This window comes from Kurthia sp. 11kri321, from assembly GCF_001534765.1.
In the GTDB taxonomy this organism is placed as follows: Bacteria; Bacillota; Bacilli; order Bacillales_A; family Planococcaceae; genus Kurthia; species Kurthia gibsonii.
Map to the genome: position 1 here is coordinate 1,985,088 of NZ_CP013217.1, position 18,897 is coordinate 2,003,984.

16 protein-coding genes are annotated in these 18,897 nt (G+C 36.0%); 4 read left to right on the forward strand and 12 right to left on the reverse strand.

The features are described 5' to 3' along the window. Nucleotides 1–47 precede the first annotated feature (47 nt). Nucleotides 48–563 (forward strand): DUF4352 domain-containing protein, encoded by a 516-nt coding sequence (locus ASO14_RS10095; protein ID WP_068454592.1) that lies wholly within the window; start codon nt 48–50, stop codon nt 561–563. 106 nt (nt 564–669) lie between these two features. On the opposite strand, the gene glnA is transcribed toward ASO14_RS10095, so the two are convergent. From glnA to ASO14_RS10110, 3 genes are all read right to left on the reverse strand, one after another. Then, on the reverse strand, nt 670–2,004 hold the full coding sequence (gene glnA / locus ASO14_RS10100) for a type I glutamate--ammonia ligase (RefSeq protein WP_068454595.1): 1,335 nt from the start codon (nt 2,002–2,004) through the stop codon (nt 670–672). Nucleotides 2,005–2,055: 51 nt separating this feature from the next. Then, entirely contained in the window at nt 2,056–2,433 is a 378-nt protein-coding gene (locus tag ASO14_RS10105; protein ID WP_068454597.1) for a MerR family transcriptional regulator, read from the reverse strand. Between the two features lie 206 nt (nt 2,434–2,639). Continuing rightward, nucleotides 2,640–3,287 (reverse strand): DUF4097 family beta strand repeat-containing protein, encoded by a 648-nt coding sequence (locus ASO14_RS10110; RefSeq protein WP_068454600.1) that lies wholly within the window; start codon nt 3,285–3,287, stop codon nt 2,640–2,642. A gap of 106 nt (nt 3,288–3,393) precedes the next feature. Between ASO14_RS10110 and ASO14_RS10115 the strand changes: the two genes are divergently transcribed. Then, nucleotides 3,394–4,173 carry a MerR family transcriptional regulator gene (locus tag ASO14_RS10115; protein ID WP_068454603.1) on the forward strand — a complete coding sequence of 260 codons (780 nt, stop codon included), beginning with the start codon at nt 3,394–3,396 and terminating at the stop codon, nt 4,171–4,173. Nucleotides 4,174–4,319: 146 nt separating this feature from the next. On the opposite strand, the gene ASO14_RS10120 is transcribed toward ASO14_RS10115, so the two are convergent. Next, nucleotides 4,320–5,570: a methionine gamma-lyase family protein gene (locus ASO14_RS10120; protein ID WP_068454606.1), complete on the reverse strand. Its 1,251-nt coding sequence runs from the start codon at nt 5,568–5,570 to the stop codon at nt 4,320–4,322. A gap of 72 nt (nt 5,571–5,642) precedes the next feature. After that, entirely contained in the window at nt 5,643–7,166 is a 1,524-nt protein-coding gene (locus ASO14_RS10125) for a hypothetical protein (RefSeq protein ID WP_068454609.1), read from the reverse strand. Between the two features lie 124 nt (nt 7,167–7,290). Between ASO14_RS10125 and ASO14_RS10130 the strand changes: the two genes are divergently transcribed. Continuing rightward, nucleotides 7,291–8,706 carry a zinc ribbon domain-containing protein gene (locus tag ASO14_RS10130; RefSeq protein WP_068454612.1) on the forward strand — a complete coding sequence of 472 codons (1,416 nt, stop codon included), beginning with the start codon at nt 7,291–7,293 and terminating at the stop codon, nt 8,704–8,706. Continuing rightward, the gene (locus tag ASO14_RS10135) at nt 8,693–10,051 is read left to right on the forward strand and encodes a zinc ribbon domain-containing protein (RefSeq protein WP_068454614.1); all 1,359 of its coding nucleotides are present in this window, start codon (nt 8,693–8,695) and stop codon (nt 10,049–10,051) included. The genes ASO14_RS10130 and ASO14_RS10135 overlap by 14 nt, the downstream gene beginning before the upstream one ends. A gap of 110 nt (nt 10,052–10,161) precedes the next feature. Here ASO14_RS10135 and ASO14_RS10140 read toward each other — a convergent pair whose 3' ends face one another. The 7 genes from ASO14_RS10140 to mutS all read right to left on the reverse strand — a co-directional run bounded on the left by ASO14_RS10140 (nt 10,162) and on the right by mutS (nt 18,879). Further along, on the reverse strand, nt 10,162–10,461 hold the full coding sequence (locus ASO14_RS10140) for a rhodanese-like domain-containing protein (protein WP_068454617.1): 300 nt from the start codon (nt 10,459–10,461) through the stop codon (nt 10,162–10,164). 130 nt (nt 10,462–10,591) lie between these two features. After that, a complete protein-coding gene (gene hfq, locus ASO14_RS10145) occupies nt 10,592–10,822 on the reverse strand; it encodes an RNA chaperone Hfq (RefSeq protein ID WP_068454620.1) in 231 nt (76 codons plus the stop codon). 35 nt (nt 10,823–10,857) lie between these two features. After that, nucleotides 10,858–11,796, reverse strand: a complete 939-nt coding sequence (miaA, locus tag ASO14_RS10150) for a tRNA (adenosine(37)-N6)-dimethylallyltransferase MiaA (RefSeq protein ID WP_068454623.1) — start codon at nt 11,794–11,796, stop codon at nt 10,858–10,860. Then, a complete protein-coding gene (locus ASO14_RS10155; RefSeq protein ID WP_231726950.1) occupies nt 11,774–12,718 on the reverse strand; it encodes an alpha/beta fold hydrolase in 945 nt (314 codons plus the stop codon). Before ASO14_RS10155 ends, miaA begins: the two co-directional genes overlap by 23 nt. Then, the gene (locus tag ASO14_RS10160) at nt 12,711–14,375 is read right to left on the reverse strand and encodes a glycerol-3-phosphate dehydrogenase/oxidase (RefSeq protein WP_068454626.1); all 1,665 of its coding nucleotides are present in this window, start codon (nt 14,373–14,375) and stop codon (nt 12,711–12,713) included. Before ASO14_RS10160 ends, ASO14_RS10155 begins: the two co-directional genes overlap by 8 nt. A 19-nt stretch (nt 14,376–14,394) precedes the next feature. After that, nucleotides 14,395–16,245, reverse strand: coding sequence for a DNA mismatch repair endonuclease MutL (gene mutL, locus ASO14_RS10165; RefSeq protein ID WP_068454629.1), 1,851 nt, complete (start codon nt 16,243–16,245; stop codon nt 14,395–14,397). Between the two features lie 18 nt (nt 16,246–16,263). Continuing rightward, a complete protein-coding gene (mutS, locus tag ASO14_RS10170) occupies nt 16,264–18,879 on the reverse strand; it encodes a DNA mismatch repair protein MutS (RefSeq protein WP_156422370.1) in 2,616 nt (871 codons plus the stop codon). Nucleotides 18,880–18,897: the final 18 nt, after the last annotated feature.

Below are 18,897 nucleotides of genomic sequence, written 5' to 3' on the forward strand. Positions count from 1 at the left end.
CATTCGGGTATGGTTAATGACGACAATTGAGTGAAAGGGGACTTGGCATGAAAAAAGCATTTTATACATTACCGATTACAGTTCTTTTACTATTAACAGCTTGCAGCCAGACTTCTGTTGAAAAAGTGAGTGGTGAGGAGCGAAGCAGTTCAACAAAAACAGATGAGGCCTATCAATTAGGTGATACATTAAAAATTGATGATGTCATTGTCAAAATTACAGAAGCAAAACAGACAGATCCCATACAATTTACAAAATCGAAAAAAGGTAAAATCGTGACGATTGATGTGGACGTACGAAATAATAGTAAAGATTCTATTTTTATCGATCGACATGATTTCGCTCTCGTTTCAAAAGGTGAAAAAGCAGTCGGCTATCATGGTTATGAAGAATTGCCTTTATCAGAAGAACTCAATCGCGGGGAACAAGCAGATGGCAAATTATATTTTGATGTGAAGCCAGCCAGTTCATATAAACTCGTATATAAACCAAATTTTACAGCAGACCAAACAGAAATTCATTTTGATATTCCAGCACCTACCTCTACAGCGAGCAGTGAATAATTAGGTAAAAAATATTATCTTTTTAGCTCAAAGCAAAAAGCCGGAATCACGTCACAGCGTAATTCCGGCTTTTATTGTAGTTAGATAGAGTTGGGTTCTACCTGAATTAATACGTTTTTAAATATTGATCGCGTTCCCATTGGTGAACTTGTGTACGGAACATATCGAACTCGATTTCTTTTGCTTCTCTAAAGTTTTCATAAATGTGAGAACCTAGAGCCCCTTGTACAACTGGGTCTTTAGCAAGTGCTTGCAATGCATCATCTAAGTTAACTGGTAAGTTACCAATACCTGCTTCTTCGCGTTCTTCTGCACTCATCACATAGATGTTACGATCTACTGCTGGTGGTGGTGTTAATTTGTTTTCGATTCCGTTTAGACCTGATTCTAAAATAACAGCAAGTGCTAAATATGGGTTTGCTGCAGGGTCTACTGAACGCACTTCGATACGTGTAGATAAACCACGTGAAGCTGGAATACGAACTAATGGTGAACGGTTTTGACCTGACCATGCGATATAGCAAGGTGCTTCATAACCTGGTACAAGACGTTTGTAAGAGTTTACTGTTGGGTTTGTCACCGCTGTAAAACCTTCAACGTGTTTTAATACGCCAGCCATGAATTGCATTGCTGTTTCTGATAATTGCATTGGTGCTTCTTCGTCTACGAACATGTTTTTACCATCTGTAAATAGTGAAACGTTACAGTGCATACCTGAACCACTTAAACCAAAGATTGGTTTTGGCATGAATGTTGCGTGTAAACCATGTTTACGTGCAATTGTTTTTACAACTAATTTGAATGTTTGAATGTTATCACAAGCTGTTAATACATCCGCATATTTGAAGTCAATCTCATGTTGCCCTGGTGCCACTTCATGGTGAGAAGCTTCAATTTCAAAGCCCATCTCTTCTAATTCTAATACGATATCACGACGACAGTTTTCACCAAGATCTGTTGGTGCTAAGTCGAAATAACCGCCGTGGTCATTTAACTCTAGAGTTGGTTCGCCTTTTTCATCTAATTTAAATAGGAAGAATTCTGGTTCTGGTCCTAAGTTGAAATCTGTGAAGCCCATGTCTTCCATGCGTTTAATAATGCGGCGTAAGTTATTACGTGGGTCTCCTGCAAACGGTGTACCATCTGGATTATAAACATCACAGATAAAACGACATACAGCACCTTTGTCCACTGTCCAAGGGAAAATCATGAATGTATCTAAATCTGGGAATAGATACATATCTGATTCTTCAATACGTACAAACCCTTCAATTGAAGAACCATCAAACATCATTTTATTGTCTAATGCTTTTTCTAATTGTGATACAGGAATTTCAACGTTTTTGATTGTTCCTAAAATGTCTGTGAATTGTAAACGAATAAATTTCACTTCTTTTTCTTGTACTAATCGACGAATATCATCTTTCGTATATTTCCCCATGTTTCTCCACACTCCTAATTGTTTTCATTTTTATTGACAAACTCGACTTACTTATTGGAAGAATCGAGATAAATCACCTTGTCTAATGGATGTTCGTTGCATACGCTGTGCTTGTTGCATTTCTTCTCGTAAGATTCTTCTTAAATCGGCATCCGTAATATCTTTTTTCTGTTGCTCTAAAGGTTGATTCTTCATTGCAAATACTTTTTTAATACCTGCCATGTTAATACCTTGATCTAATAAATCTTTAATTTCTAAAAGTATATCGACGTCATTCAATGAGAACATACGGCGATTACCTTCAGTGCGGGCAGGCTGAACCAATTCATGCTCTTCATAGTAACGAATTTGACGTGCTGTTAAATCAGTTAATTGCATGACAATACTAATTGGCAACAGCGGCATTGTTCGTCTGATTTCGCGATTCATGTACTTCACCACGCCTTCCATGTCTTTTATTTTATTAGATGTTAGCTTTATTGTCAATTACATGTTAGAAAAACTAACATAACTTTTTTCGAACAATTCATTCTTTTATATAGATGAATACAAATTCTTATAAAAAAAGACTAAGGTTATATTTATTTGCACCTTAGTCTTTTTTTAAGTTTGAATTATGAAATAGCTAGTTTATTTTATTCTTTAGTAAATTCAACATTTACTTTACTATTATTCCCTATTAAATGAAGCTGCTTTTCTTTATTTCCATTATTACTTTTTATATTGCTCTTGCTCTTCTTAACTTTGGAATGAATAGAAAAATCCGATTCATTACCAATAATACTTCCTTTTACAGTACCATTTTTATTTTCTAGATTAAGTTTTTTTCTTACATTTAGTTTTTCAAATAAAAGATTACCACCATTTGAAGATAAACTCATTTCTTGAATATTCATTTGGGGTACTTGAATATCTCCATTTGTAGTCGATATGTGCATTTTTTCTATTAGTCTAGTAGGTACTTGAATAATAATTTTTCGATATTTAGATGACGGCTTAAAACCTATATAATCGCTCCATTTTTTTTGATTATCAGTTGTTAATGTGAATGCTTTATCTTTTGTAGATATAGCGTATTTTTCTTGTTTGCTTTCAAAATAGTGAACATGCATCGCATTATCTTTTGATAATACGATTTCAATATCTCGATCTATTACCTTTACATCAATAGATGTTATATCATCTGCATCTGGCGTATAATTTTTTTCTTCAAATGTATCCTCTCCATTTGAACAACCTACTAAAATAACTATTGTGAAAATAAAAATAAATATTTTCTTCATTCTATCCCTCCATAAATTTAAGTACAAGTATTTGATTACTAACTATTTTTTACTTAAAATAGATTTTAAACCTTTGTGTTACACAAAGGTCAAGGAGATGAATAATTTGAGTAACTATTTTTCAATCGGTGAAACTGCTAAATCAGTCAATGTTACAAAAGAGACACTTCGTCACTACGATCGTATTGGTTTAATAAAACCAAGCAAAAAAGACGAATTTACTAACTATCGTTACTATACCGCGCAAGATATTGTACGAATTCAAACTATAAAAGCTTTACAAACGATGGATTTACCTCTTCAAGAAATCAAAACTGTTTTAGAATACGATAATTTAGAAGAAATTGTACAATTTTTAGAAATGGCAGAAAAAAAGGCAGAAGAAAAAATTGCAGATTTACAGTTTAGTAAATCGAAAATTCAATTAGCAAAATCAGATTATAAAAAGAAACTAAAAAACAACAAAGATGTTGACGGTTTTTTCTTAAAAGATATTTCTGAACGTACAATCCTATTGTCTGATTATCTAGAAACACCTACTGTAGATAATCTATGGGATTATCTGCGCCATTTTTATAATCAAATCCCTTCTTCTATGCAAGAAAATTTTTCTTTTGAAGATTTGGCAGGTGTATATAAGGAAAATAATAAATCTAGCCTTTTTGCATTATGTAAGAAATATGCTAATATACAAGGTCTAAAAAAGTTACCATCCGGAACTTATCTATGTATACACTGTACAGAGGAAGAAAAAGTAATTGCGACAAACAATTTAATTAAGAAAGCAAAAGAACAATATGAAATAGAACCTCAATTTATAGTTGAAGTTATTGTAGTGTCAGGAATTTTAAATTGGAAATATGAAATTCAACTATTAATAAAATAACTAGTTTTAAATCAAAATATTTCTCACTATTAAACTTTACAACAAAAAGAGACCGAGACAAAAGTAATTTAAACAGAGCAAATCCCGTATGATTTTTTTCGAAATCATACGGGATTTGTTCTGTCCCAGCCTCTAAACACACTATTTTATGCTTGTAATTCCTGTACCGCACTTAAAATGGCGAATTTTACATGTTCATATGTTAATCCACCTTGCATATACACCGTATAAGGTGCGCGAATCGGTCCATCTGCTGAAAACTCAATACTGGCACCTTGTACAAATGTTCCTGCTGCCATAATCACATCATCCGTATAACCTGGTAATAATGCTGGCTCTGGTGCGAACTGTGCATTGACAGGTGAGTTCTTTTGAACTGTTTGACAGAACTGAATCATTTGCTCTGGTGTTTGGAATTGCACAGATTGAATTAAATCTGTACGTTTTGCATCAAACTTCGGTTCCGCTACCATCCCAATCTCTTCTAATGCAGCTGCTGCAAAAATAGCACCCTTTACTGCTTGCGATACGACGTGTGGAGCCAAGAAGAAGCCTTGATACATATCTGTCAATGTATTCAATGATGGACCTGCTTCTGCACCAATCCCTGGTGTTGTCATACGGTAGGCACATTGCTCGACGTATTTCGCTTTCCCTGCAATATAGCCACCCACTTTTGCTAAGCCACCGCCAGGATTTTTAATTAATGAACCTGCCATTAAATCGGCACCTAACTCTGTTGGTTCCATTGCTTCTACAAATTCACCGTAGCAATTATCGACGAAAATAATGACATCTTCTTTAATTGCACGAATTTTTCGAATGATTTCGCCTACTTCATCAATTGTAAATGAAGGACGTTCTGCATAACCTTTTGAGCGCTGAATCGCCATAACGCGTGTTTTACTTGATACAGCTTGTTCTACAGCTGTCCAGTCTACTTTGTTATCTGCTGTTAAATCAATATGTTGATAGTCAATACCAAAGTCTTTTAATGACCCTGTATCTTGATCACCGCCATCTACAATAGATTGTAATGTATCATACGGTTGCCCTGTAACATACATTAATTCATCTCCTGGACGTAATACGCCAAATAAACTTAATGTGATGGCATGTGTACCTGAAATAATTTGTTGGCGTACGAGCGCTGCTTCTGTACCAAAAACATCTGCATAAACACGTTCTAAATTATCGCGACCTTCGTCATCGTAACCATAACCTGTTGTTCCTGCAAAGTGGTTTTCACTCACATGATTTTTAGCAAATGCATGTAGTACTTTTTGTTGATTATAAAAAGCCAATTCTTCTACTCGTTCAAATTGAGGTTTGATTTTCGCCTCTACTTTTTTAGCAAACTCCATTGTATCGGTGTGTAATGTTGACATAAATGCCATATTTGCTTCATCTCCGTTCTTTATTTCCTTTCATATAGTATCACATGTGGAAACTTGAAAAAAGCAGGTTTCTCATTTTAAAGAGCGACGATGAAAGAACGTATTTTTTCGAAATACTCGCTTCGTGCGAAGAAATACGAGCATACCAATTAATAAAAGAAAAACTCCAATGGGTAGCCACTTTTTAATGGGCAGAATAGGCGAGTCACTCGTTTTCACCGTTGTTGTATGATGATTCGCTTTTAAAATTTCTGTTTCTTGCCCTACTTGATTCGCTTCAGCTGTAATCGTTTTTGTTTTAAATAATTTGTTTGTATTTTTCGAATCTCCACGTTGTCCCGAACTAATCCATGCATGTTCTAAGACATCGACTTGAACAGGGATAAAGGTTTCATTTCCACTTCTGTCACGTCCGATTAGTTGTATTTTATGCTTCCCTGATCGACGAATTTCTTCAATTGGTTTTGATAATTCTAATGTTAAATCCTTTCGGTCATAGTCACGAATTGTCGCTTGTAAGTCTTTTAAAATTTTTTCTACAGTTATGTCATCACCTTGTTCATACACATATTTTTTCTTTTGGATTGAAATAGTTGGAGGGGTTGTATCTAGAATTGTGAGAGGAATTTGTTTAGTTTGGCGGTTATTTAAATAGACAGGTAATTCATAATGTCCAATTTTTTTAAAGTCGACTTGTGTTAAGTCCATTCCTTGAATTGATAAAGGAGCTAAATCACGCTTTAATTTCTGTATCGAGATTGGCTCGCCTAACTCATATTGTAATTCATTCATCTCTTTTCGCCCGATATGAATGAACATTTCTTGAGGTGTTGCTTCATTTCCTGCTGTATCTTTTGCTGTGACCATTGCCGTATATCGTCCCTCTTTAAAACGATTCACCTGTGATAAATCAATTTGAACCTCTGTTACAGTGGAACGTTCTTGTACTGTAATATTTGCATCCTTTATTACTTGGTCTTGTGTCATGCGCTCTCCTTGATGATAGTAAACATGCTTACGATCAATTGTGAATTGTGGCTTTTTCCGGTTAAGTACGCGAATCGTTGCAGTTTTTTGTACTTGTCGTCCATAGGAATCTATCAGGCGAAGTGGCGCTATGTAGGTTCCAACTTCATTCAATACAGGTGGTTGTGCAAGCCATTCAAGTGTATAATCAGCCATTTTTTCACCAAAAAGTGCCGTCATCATAAATGTTTTGAGTGACTCTTTTTCATCAAGGTCACGTTCGAATAACAAATCATAAGGGACTGGGAGAGGTGTTTGTTCTTGTATAATCATCGGCACAGTCGCAAGAACTTGACCATCTATTAAAAAACGAATTGTGTACGTTCCTGTTTGATGATAATTAACTGAGGCATCATCTACAATGACACGTTTTGTACTTCCAATTACTTCAATTGCATATAATTTCATTAATTGTTTAGCTGTAGGTCGTGGTGTGTCGACTTGCCAAATGCCCCGTTCGATTTCATTAGCACGAACAACAGGTTCACTTGCTGCTTTTGTTTGCTGTACATAAAAAATAGAACAACAAAAAAAGAGCGTAAATAGGAGTACCATCTTAGGTTGTTTCAAAAGTTATCTCCTCCTACTATTTCATTTATGTCTTTGAACTTTTCCCGTAACCGATTTTTGTAAAACATTGATTGTAAAGGAAATTTGAATTCGCTATACTTCTAATTAGAAGGAGTGGATGATTATGGAAAAAATTTGCGTGAAATGTTTACATATACTTCAAAAAAATAAAAAAACATGTCCAATTTGTCATACGAAACAACCCATAAATAAAAAGAAAATCATTCGTATTACAACCGCTTTTATTTGTTTATGTTTACTCTGCTCTACTTCTTTTTTATTTTTTTCATTGCAACGAGCGAATTATTCAAAAGAAAATGTCATGTCGCAGTTTGAAAAAGCGATTAGCGAACGAGATGAACGTACTTTACAAAAATTATTAATTCATGAAGATCAAACAAAAGTTCAAGCACATGAAGCAAAAGCACTCATCCAATTAATTTCAACGCTTGGTGAAGTGCAAACAGTCGCTTTATTTCGCCCTATTAAAACAAATTCACATATAAAACCCTATCGCGTAACGGCACCTTCTGTTTCATTAATCAAAAAGAGACGTAACATGAGCTATGCTTTTCATCAAGTAAAAGAACCATTAATCCCAGGAGTCTACCCAGTTCGCGTAACAATGCTATCTGATTCTTTTCCTTCAAGCACAGTTGTAAGTGCTCCACTATCAAGTCCAGATACGATACCTGAAATCACAGAAACAACGGTTTCATTCAAATTTAATTCTATTTTTGAATCGATTTTACCGTTTATAACTGTCAAAAAGCAAAATGTACAAACATCACTTTCTCACTTAATGATGAATAGCCCCATTTCAGTTTATGCACAAGAACCATTTCGAGTGGAATATACTTTTCATGCACCTTGGGGAGATTTACATCAGAAGGAATCGAGTATAGAGCAGTTTACTGATTTTATAAACCTAAGATTTTTAACAGTGAAACAACAAAAACAACTAGAGGCAACACTAAAAAAAGCTTTGTTAAAAGATGAACAAGCATTTACAACTATGTCTTTCAAAAAGAAAATGAATAGGATTCCCATTATAAATGAAGATTTTTCTCTTATTTCCGTCATACCTGCTCTGAACAAGAAAAATGAATTGAATGGTGTAATTGCACAGTATTATGTAAATGATGCAAAAAAAACGCATCTAACAGCACATTTCTTATTTAAGTCATCTAAACATCATTTTGAATTACACAATTTATCCTATTATCAAAACAATCACGCTGTATTTGAAAGTGATGAAAAAGCAAATAAGTGGATGCGCTATTTAACTTTAAACCCACTTTACTTATCGCAAGAAGATTTAAAAGCACTTTTTAACATGCATCTACAAAACGCGTTATTTGCCGAAATTTCATCCGAATATGCTTATTTATTCAACTATCCACAACAAAAAATTAAATCCATTGACGTAAAAAATGAAAATCGCGTCATCTTGCACCTATCTTCATATAATTTACAATTAAAAGTTGACCTTAAAAAAAGAGACTATAGCTGGGAGGTAGCTGAAATTGTTAAAGAATAAACCTACACATTGTCCTAAATGTCTACATGAACTACCAAACAATACATTGCGATGTAACGTATGTGGTGAAAAAGTACATTCTCCTTATACTAAAAGAATTTTACTTTTTACAATGATTTTTACTGGTCTATGTCTTGCACTATCGAGTACTTTTTTAATCGTTTCTGCAAATCGTGCGAATCATTCAAAAGATAAAATGGTTGAACGCTTTGAACAGGCACTCGATGAACGAGATGAAGGTGAACTACAAAAGATCATAACACATCATGATGGCACATCTATTTCAGAAGAAGAAGTGAATGCATTAATTGAACTTGTGAAGAAAAAGGGAGAGGTATATGTATTGCCGTATTTTAAAGCGGTGAAAAATAATTCTTACTTCAAACCTTATCAAATACGTGCGAAAAAGACGGCTCTCGTTCAACCAACAGCAAATATTGAACTTTCGATTAAAAATACCGATATAAATAATTTAATTCCAGGTATTTATAAAATCGATGTGAATATTGCACCAACGTATTTAGATGAAAAAAAGACGATGAGTCGAGAAATTTCAGCAGCGCAAACCGAACTGTCTTCTACTATTTCTGCAAATTATCTTTTACCAGAGAGAGAAGTTCCGTTATTACAAACAGAGATTACACTTGGCAAAAAGACCGCACCTCTGACTGAATTTGTATCGAATCATGCGGTAGCACTACCTGTATACGACGATAATGAATTCATTTATACAATCCATTATCCTTGGAAAGATGTACGAAAAACACAGAGTCAATTGCATAAAGAAGATGCATTTTTTTACGGGAACTACTTGGTAACTCCTAAACAACTAAAAGAACTAAAAAATCATCTCAAAGCATATAACAAAACGGCAAAACAAAAGGTACCGATTCATAACTTAGAAGAAACGACGAAAATGCTTTACTACAATGATCAAAATGAGATTACAGGCATCTGTTTGTATATGTCGTTAAAGAACGAGAAAATGTTGGGCGTTCGATTCGACTATAATCAACAAACTAAAAAATTTGATGTAAAGGAAGTCGCTTCTAGCTCACATGACCTCACAAAAATGTATCTACAAAGCGGAATACATCTAGATCAATTATCCCAACAGGAATTACAAACGTATATGATTTTGCATCCTGGTGGTGTAGTAGGATTCGACTCAAATGAAATTCAATTAGATACCATTCTTCCTACATTGAAAATTGAGAAAGTCGAGAAAGTTAAACATGTAAAGAAGGATGAAAACCAACGAGATTTCCATTACGTCACATGGTATTCGTACTTCGATGAAAGTAAAAAGAAGCGCGTACAAGCAAAAAAAGATTTTTATTTTTAAGCACAAAAAAACAAACTGGAACCACGTCAAAGCGTGATTCCAGTTTTTCTTATGCTCATATGGGGGAGTATTTTTACACGTATATCCCAGCCATTTTATATGCAACTAAATTAGAACTCTAATTCGCCATCCCAAACACTCATACCGCCTTCAAGGTTCGTTACATCATAGCCTTTTCCTTCTAGGTATGTGCAAGCGCTAAAGCTACGTCCACCTGCATGGCAAACAATAATGTATGGTGTTTCTGGATCTAACTCTTCAAAACGTTCTGGAATTTGACCTAGTGGAATATGAACCGCACCTGGAATGATGCCATTTGCCACTTCTTCATCTTCGCGCACGTCAATAATATGTAAATCTTCATTTGCATCTAGTAATGCAAGTACTTCATCTGTTGTAATTGATTTCATGTCTTAAAAAATCCTCCTTTGATTTTACCTTTCTTCAGTATAAAGTTTTTTATAGCGATTGAATAGTCGATTGACTTAAATTCTAGTAAAAACAAAGAGGAATTGTACGACTGCACAATTCCTCTTTCTCTTATTCTTCTGTTGGGCCTTCTAAGCCAACTGATTTTGAAGGTGAGAAGGTTGAGATGGCATGCTTGAAAATTAAATGTTGCTTACCATCTGCTTCTAGTAATACCGTAAAGTTATCGAATGATTTAACCGTTCCCTTTAACTGGAAACCGTTCAATAAGAATACGGTTAAAAAAATAGAGTTTTTGCGGAGTTGATTTAAATATAAATCTTGTAAATTCATCGATTTCATATAGATCCCCCTTAGATTTGGCTAAACTTTTCTAACTACCAATCTTTATACCCTGTTTTTTTCAAAATATTACTAACTAAACTACTTTTTTCTTCTTTCGCATCAAACCAGTTCACATCCAACTTATTTCGGAAGTACGTTAATTGACGTTTTGCGTAGCGACGTGAATTTTGCTTTAAATTCTCTATCGCTTCTTCTTTCGTCACACTCCCATCAAAATATTGATAGAGTTCTTTATAGCCAATCGCTTTAATCGATTGACAATCGCGTACACCGCGCTCATAAAGTCCTCGTACTTCTTCTTCTAAACCTTGCTCTAGCATGATATCCACACGAAGATTAATGCGTTCATAGAGTGTATCGCGGTCCATATTTAAACCAATAATAAAATGATGATATAGTGGTTTATTCCCTTGTTTCGACGCTTCATCTGACTTCTTTTGCTCACTATGTTCCGCCATTTCAAGCGCACGAATAACACGACGCGTATTATTCGGATGAATGGTTTTCGCTGTTTCAGGATCAACAGCCATCAATTTTTCATGCATCTTCTCAGGACCTACTTTTTCAAGCTCCTCGTAATAGGCTTTACGAGCAGTATCATCAATCTTCTCATCGGTAAAACGGAAATCATATAACACCGATTGCACATATAAACCTGTTCCACCAACGATAATAGGCATCTTACCTCGGTGTTGAATTTCTTCAATTTTTTCACGTACTAACTGCTGGTATTCTGCAACTGAAAATTCATCTGTTGCCTCTTTAATATCAATGAGATGATGCACGATCCCCTCTTTTTCATCTTCTCGTATTTTAGCAGTTCCAATATCTAAATCTTTATAGACTTGCATGGAATCACCGTTAATAATCTCACCATTTAATTGTTTGGCAAGTTCGATGCTAAGCGCTGTTTTCCCTACTGCTGTAGGCCCCACAATCGCCAATACATCATACTGCTGTTGCTCGTTCATGACTTTTTTTCTCCAACCATTTTAATATTGTTTTATAAACCATTGTATTATTTTGTTCATTTAAAATCTCATGTCGCTTATGTTCGAATAAGTGTACAGTCACATGTGTAAAACCAGCATGATAGTATTGGCGTGCAACGCGCCATACGCCTTTACCATAATCACCAACAGGGTCTTCTTTACCGCTAATCAGTAGAATTGGTAAGTCTTTACGAATTCGATTCACTTCGGCTTCTTTTGATAATGTCGCAAGCCCCGTTAATAAATCGACATAAAATTGATTGGTGCATGTGAATCCACATAAGTCATCTTCAATATATTTTCGCACTTCTCTTGAATCTGTTGAGAGCCAATCCGAAGATGTCTTACTATTTTCTACTTTGGCATTATACGAACCGAACGACATCTGTTCAAGTAATTTTGCGGGCTTCATTTTGCCTTTTTGACTTGCTAATAAACGAGCAGTATAAAGCCCCACACGATGTAATGAAGAAAAAGCACCTGTACCAATCAAAATTACTTTTTTCACTTCATGACTATAAAATTCGATATAACGTCTTAAAATAAACGACCCCATACTATGACCAATTAAAATTGGCATTGGCCAATCATGCTCTTGTCGAATCGCTTGAATGACATCATGAGCATCTTGTACGACAACTTCAAAACCATCTTCTTCGGCAAAGAAACCATAAGGCGCATTATTTTTACTAGCTGTCTGACCATGTCCACGATGGTCATGGGTAGATACGACGTATCCATGTTCATTTAAAAAGCGGGCGAACTTTTCATAACGTTCTTGGTGTTCCGCCATACCATGAAAAATATGTACATGCCCGCGTATTTCTTTTTCGGGCATGTAGACATTCGCTACAATGATATGGTCATGTTGTACGCGAATTTCTTTTTGTATTTTATCCATGTGAACCTTCCTTTGCAAAATGCGTCGCATCTTCAAGAAGTTGTTCTAACTCTTGTTGATGAAGTACTTTTTCATGATCTGTATATTCCAAGTAATCACTCATTAAAGAGATGACTTCATCTTTATACTTACGCACTTGTTGAATATCGAAATACAATTTACCTGTACGACGAATGAATACATCGGCTGGTGTATAAGCCATTTCAAACTGCATACCATAAATCACTTCTAAATATAAATCGACAGGTAGACCGCGGTCTTTGTAGTCATTTTTGGTTACACGTAAAATACGGTAGATGTCTTCAATGTTTGTACCATATTTGTGTACAAGTTCTTCTGCAACTTTTTTCGTCAAGCCATACTGCACACCTTCATCGCCTTTAAACGCGACATATGCGTCAAAATTTTCTGGTGTTAGCATAGTTGCACCTGATAAAGATAACTCTTTCGTAACACAAGGACCTGTACCTCTAAACTCTTTACGTTTCGCCAAACGGTCTACTACTTCTTCCGCCATTCGACGGTAACCTGTTAACTTTCCGCCTGCCATTGTTAAGAGACCCGATTCAGACTCCCATACTTCATCTTTTCGTGATACTTCAGAAGGATCTTTACCTTTTTCATAAATTAACGGACGTACCCCAGACCAAGTAGATTCTACGTCTTTGAATGAAACATCAACATCTGGGAATATATAGTGAACTGCGTCTAAAATATAGGCTACATCTTCACTTGTAGCGACGGGCTCAACTGGATCATCATGATAAATCGTATCAGTTGTCCCTACGTAGGCTTTTCCTTCTCGTGGAATGGCAAAAATCATACGTCCATCTTCCGTATCAAAATACACAGATTGTTTTAATGGGAAAATAGATTGATCAATTACGATATGAACACCTTTTGTACGTAACAGTGCTTTTTTACTTGATGCTAATGGATCACGTTCCATTACTTCATTCACCCATGGGCCCGCTGCATTGACAACTGCTTTTCCACGAATTGTTATTTCACGCTTTGTTATTTGATCAATTGCATAAATACCTGCTACTTTTTTATTGTCATCGTAAATGAATGATAAAGCTTTTACATAATTCAAAGCCACTGCACCTAGCTCAACAGCTCTTTTTAATACTTCAATTGTTAGACGTGCATCATCTGTACGGTACTCTACATATAAACCACCACCGCGTAAGCCATCTTTCTTTAAAAGTGGTTCTTTTTGAAGCGTTTCTTCTGGACTAAGCATAACGCGACGCTCTGACTTTTTTACACCTGCTAAACTATCATAAACCTTCAGTCCAATTGAAGTTGTTGTAGGACCAAATTGCCCACCTTTATAGAAAGGGAGTAGCATGCCAAGTGGTGTTGTAATATGCACACCATTTTCATAAACGATTTTTCGTTCACGCCCCACTTCTGCTACAATTCCTACTTGTGCTTGTTTTAAATAACGAAGTCCTCCATGTACTAACTTCGTTGAACGACTCGATGTTCCTCCTGCAAAATCTTGCATATCAATAATTGCTACACTTAAACCACGTGATATGGCATCCAGTGCAATACCTGCTCCTGTGATTCCTCCACCAATAATAACTACATCAAAACTTTGTCGGTTCAATTGATCAATTTGATCTTGTCTACGAGCTGCTGAAAACATTCTGTCGTCCTCCTTTTAATTACATCACACGTTTAAACATCTTTTCGATTTCATACGTTCTAAAATGGACAATTACAGGTCGGCCATGAGGGCAAGTGAATGGTTGATGGCATTGTTTTAGGTCAGCAATTAATCGGACCATTTGTGCGTGATTGAGATAATGATTCGCTTTAATGGATTTTTTACAACTCATCATAATTGCTGCATCTTCTCTTAACTTTTTTACATTTGCTTTGCCTTCATTTAATACTTGTTCAATTAAATCTTCAATAATCTCTTGTTCTAAATCTTTTGGAAACCATGTGGGATATTCTCTTACCACAAATGAATGTTGACCAAATTCTTCTAAAAATACGCCAACTTGTTCGAGTTCATCTTTCGCAGAACGAAGCGTAAGTGCCTCATCTGCTGAATAATGAAAAGTCAGTGGTAGTAAAAGTGCTTGACGCTCATTTGCATGAACTTCACCTACTTTTTCCTTGAAGAATTCATACTTAATACGCTCCTGCGCTGCATGTTGGTCAATTAAGTAAAAACCATCTTCACTTTGTGCCACAATATACGTCCCATGAATTTGTCCAATCATTTCTAATTCTGGAAAAGGTTCTTTCTCTACTTCTTTTTCCACCAATTCATCTTTTTCAACCTCTTTTACATCGAGGTTTTCAAAAGGTGTATCTATTATATCTTCCCACGTTTCTGTGGCGTCCAAACTTACTGAATCAACAAAAGGCTCTTCAACTTTCTCTTGGACTTGCTGTGCTTTTCTTGGCAACTCACCAAACTGTTCGATTTTTGTATTCGCATAGTCTATTTGTTTCCAAAAATTCACTTGTTCTGTTGAAGGAGCTAACTTCTTTTTCGGCTTAGCAATTTCAGGTACATGCATATGTGAACGAATGGCTTCATGGATTGTTTTTTCAATTAACTGCATCAATTCGCCTTCTTTACTAAGACGAATTTGTTGCTTTGCTGGATGCACATTCACATCTGTTAAGTGAGGGTCCCCTTCAATATGAATAACCGTAATCGGCGCACGTCCAATGGGTAAATACGTATGGTATGCTTCTAAAATCGCTTTTTGAATTGTATAATGCTTCACCCAACGCCCATTCACAAAGATGGACATATAATTTTTAGATGCGCGCGTAATTTCCGGGATTGTTGTAAAACCGTAAATCTTATAGTCCTGTGACTCACCTTCAAATGCGACCATTTTTTTCGCGTTGGATACACCGTAAATTGCCGCCAAAACATGTTGTAAATCGCCACGACCATTTGTTTGAAGTAGCATATGATCGTGATGACGCAATTTAAATGCGATATTCGGATAGCAGAGCGCTAAACGGTTCATCAAATCAATTGTATGTCCCAACTCTGTTTGAATGGTTTTCATATATTTTAAACGTGCGGGTGTATTATAAAAAAGTTGCTTCACTTGCAAGTCCGTTCCACGACGAAGTGGTCCTGGCTTTTTCTCTTTCACATGTCCACCTTCTAAATACACTTCTAAACCTGTTTCACCATTTGAAGTCATGAGATGCACTTTTGAAACAGATGAAATGGACGCGAGTGCCTCTCCCCTAAAACCTAATGTACGAATACGAAACAAGTCGTGTTCATGATGAATCTTACTTGTCGCATGACGTTGGAATGAGATGAGCGCATCTTCCTCGTCCATACCATGCCCATTATCGATGACTTGAATGGATGTTAGGCCTGCTTCTTCTAAAATGACTTCAATGGAGGTACTACCTGCATCGATGGCATTTTCAACAAGCTCTTTGACAACAGATGTTGGTCTCTCTACTACTTCACCCGCTGCAATTTTATTTGATAAAAAATCATCCATTATTTGAATTTGCCCCATGCAAAAGACCTCCTTTTTTTATTTTAATAATGTTTGCTGTAGTTGATACACAAGTTGCAGTGCATCCATCGGTGTTGTACCAGATACATTCAGTGAACGAAGCTTATTTAACGCTTCTTGTTCTTCTTGTGTTAATGCTGGTACAACTTCCTGCGCTTCAAAGAATGAAAGTTGATCTGAACTTTCTTTGACCTGCTCTTTTACAGGCACTTCAACTGGTACTTCGACAATCTTCTCTACAATTTTTTCAATCACTTGCACTTCGCCACTTTGAGTATTTGACTCAAAATTCGCAAGTAACTCACGTGAACGTGAAATAATTGCTTTTGGTAATTCAGCCAGTTCAGCTACGTGAATACCATATGATTGGTCAGCAGGTCCTTCTTTTACTTTGTGTAAAAATACGACTTTGCCGTCTTGCTCTGTGGCAGCTACATGGACATTACGTAAACGAGGTAGTGCTTGTTCAAGTGTTGTTAGTTCGTGATAATGTGTTGAAAATAACGTGTTCGCTCCGATTTCATTATGAATATATTCCATCATTGCTTGTGCTAAAGACATCCCATCATATGTGGATGTGCCACGACCAATCTCATCAAACAGTAATAAACTACGCTCTGTCGCATGCATGATCGCATGTTGTGATTCCATCATCTCTACCATGAATGTACTTTGCCCGCCTGCTAAATCATCCGCTGCACCAATACGTGTAAAGATTTGGTCGGTTACAGGTAATACCGCTTCATCTGCTGGCACATAACAGCCCATTTGCGCCATGATTGTAATCAATGCCACTTGACGCATGAAAGTTGATTTACCAGACATATTCGGTCCTGTAATTAACAACATATTTTCATCCGTTGTTAAGATACAATCATTCGGTACATAGAGTGATTTATTCATCATTTTTTCAACGACTGGGTGACGACCATTCACAATTTTTAATGCTTGCTCATCATGGAATGTTGGTTGTACAAACTGATAGTTCTCTGCCACCGTCGCAAAGCTTGCGAATACATCGAGTTCACTAATTTGAGAAGCGAGTTGCTGAATACGCGGAATAAATGGTTTAATTTTTTCACGTATTTCAGTGAATAATGTATATTCTAACTCTAAACTTTTTTCTTCCGCATTTAAAATGATTGCCTCTTTTTCTTTTAATTCTTCTGTAATAAATCGCTCAGCATTTGCTAATGTTTGCTTACGTTCATAGCGTGTTAAATCAGCTAAATGGACATTCGATTTTGTCATTTCAATGTAATAACCAAAGACGCGATTATAACCAATTTTTAAATTTTTAACACCTGTTCGTTCACGTTCTTTTTGTTCTAATTGGGCAATCCAATCTTTTCCGTTACGAGAAGCGTAGCGATAATCGTCTAATTGCGCGTTATATCCTTCTCGAATGACATCGCCTTCTTTAATCGAAATCGGCGGATGATCTGTAATGGCTTGGCTTAAGAAGGCTTCGATGTCTTGGCAATCATCCATTTGACGACTAAGTGTAATCAGTTGCTCATGCCCTGATTCTTCTAATTGTTCACGAATGAACGGAATTTGGCGCAGTGATGCACGTAGCTGTGCTAAATCACGTCCACCCACACTACCGAACGCAATACGTCCTGCTAAACGCTCTAAATCATACACTTCTTTTAATAAGGTTTGTAATTCTAGACGAATAAAGTAACTGTCCATTAAATGAGAAACAGTTTGCAGTCTTTTCTCAATCGCAGTACGGTTCGCTAATGGTTGGTGAATCCATTGTTTGAGTTTACGTCCACCCATCGCTGTGACCGTCTCATCTAAAAGCCATAATAACGAGCCTTTTAGCTCACCACGCAACGTTTGAATCAACTCTAAATTACGTTTTGAATTGGCATCAATTTTTAAAATCGACTGCACTTCAATAAACGTAAATGGCTGAATATGTGATAGAGCGCGCAATTGTGTTTCCTCTAAATAATGGAGTAAACGCTTGGCTACTGCATGTAAATGCGTTGGAATATCTTCTATATATTCTTTGGCATCAGCAACTTGTTTTTCAGCAATGGATAAAACAATCGCATAACGGTCTGCTAACTCCAACCATTCATCATATAGTTCAGGACTAACGACAACTTCACGAATTTGGAGTGATTGGAGTTGTTGGAATACATCCTTCACGTCACCATCAATATATGTAGCAACTGCTTCCCCTGTCGATAAATCTAAATATACAAAACCATATTGTTGCGCTAGTTGTTCAACGGCTGCAATGTACACATTACTCTTCTGGTCAACATTTTTCCCTTCCATTACAGTACCTGGTGTAACCACTTGTACAACTTCTCGCTTTACAACACCTTTTGCCTGCTTTGGATCTTCTGTTTGCTCACAAATCGCTACTTTATATCCTTTTTGAATTAATGTATCAATATAATTCTTAGCCGAATGGTGGGGTACACCACACATTGGAATACGTTCTTTCATTCCTGCATCGCGGCTTGTTAATGTAATCTCTAAAATTTGTGATGCACGTGTTGCATCATCAAAAAACATCTCGTAAAAATCACCTAAACGATAAAAAAGAAAGGCATCTTTATAATCTGCTTTTACAGCTAAATATTGTTGAATCATGGGCGTATATGCCATTATTAAAACCTCACATTCGTG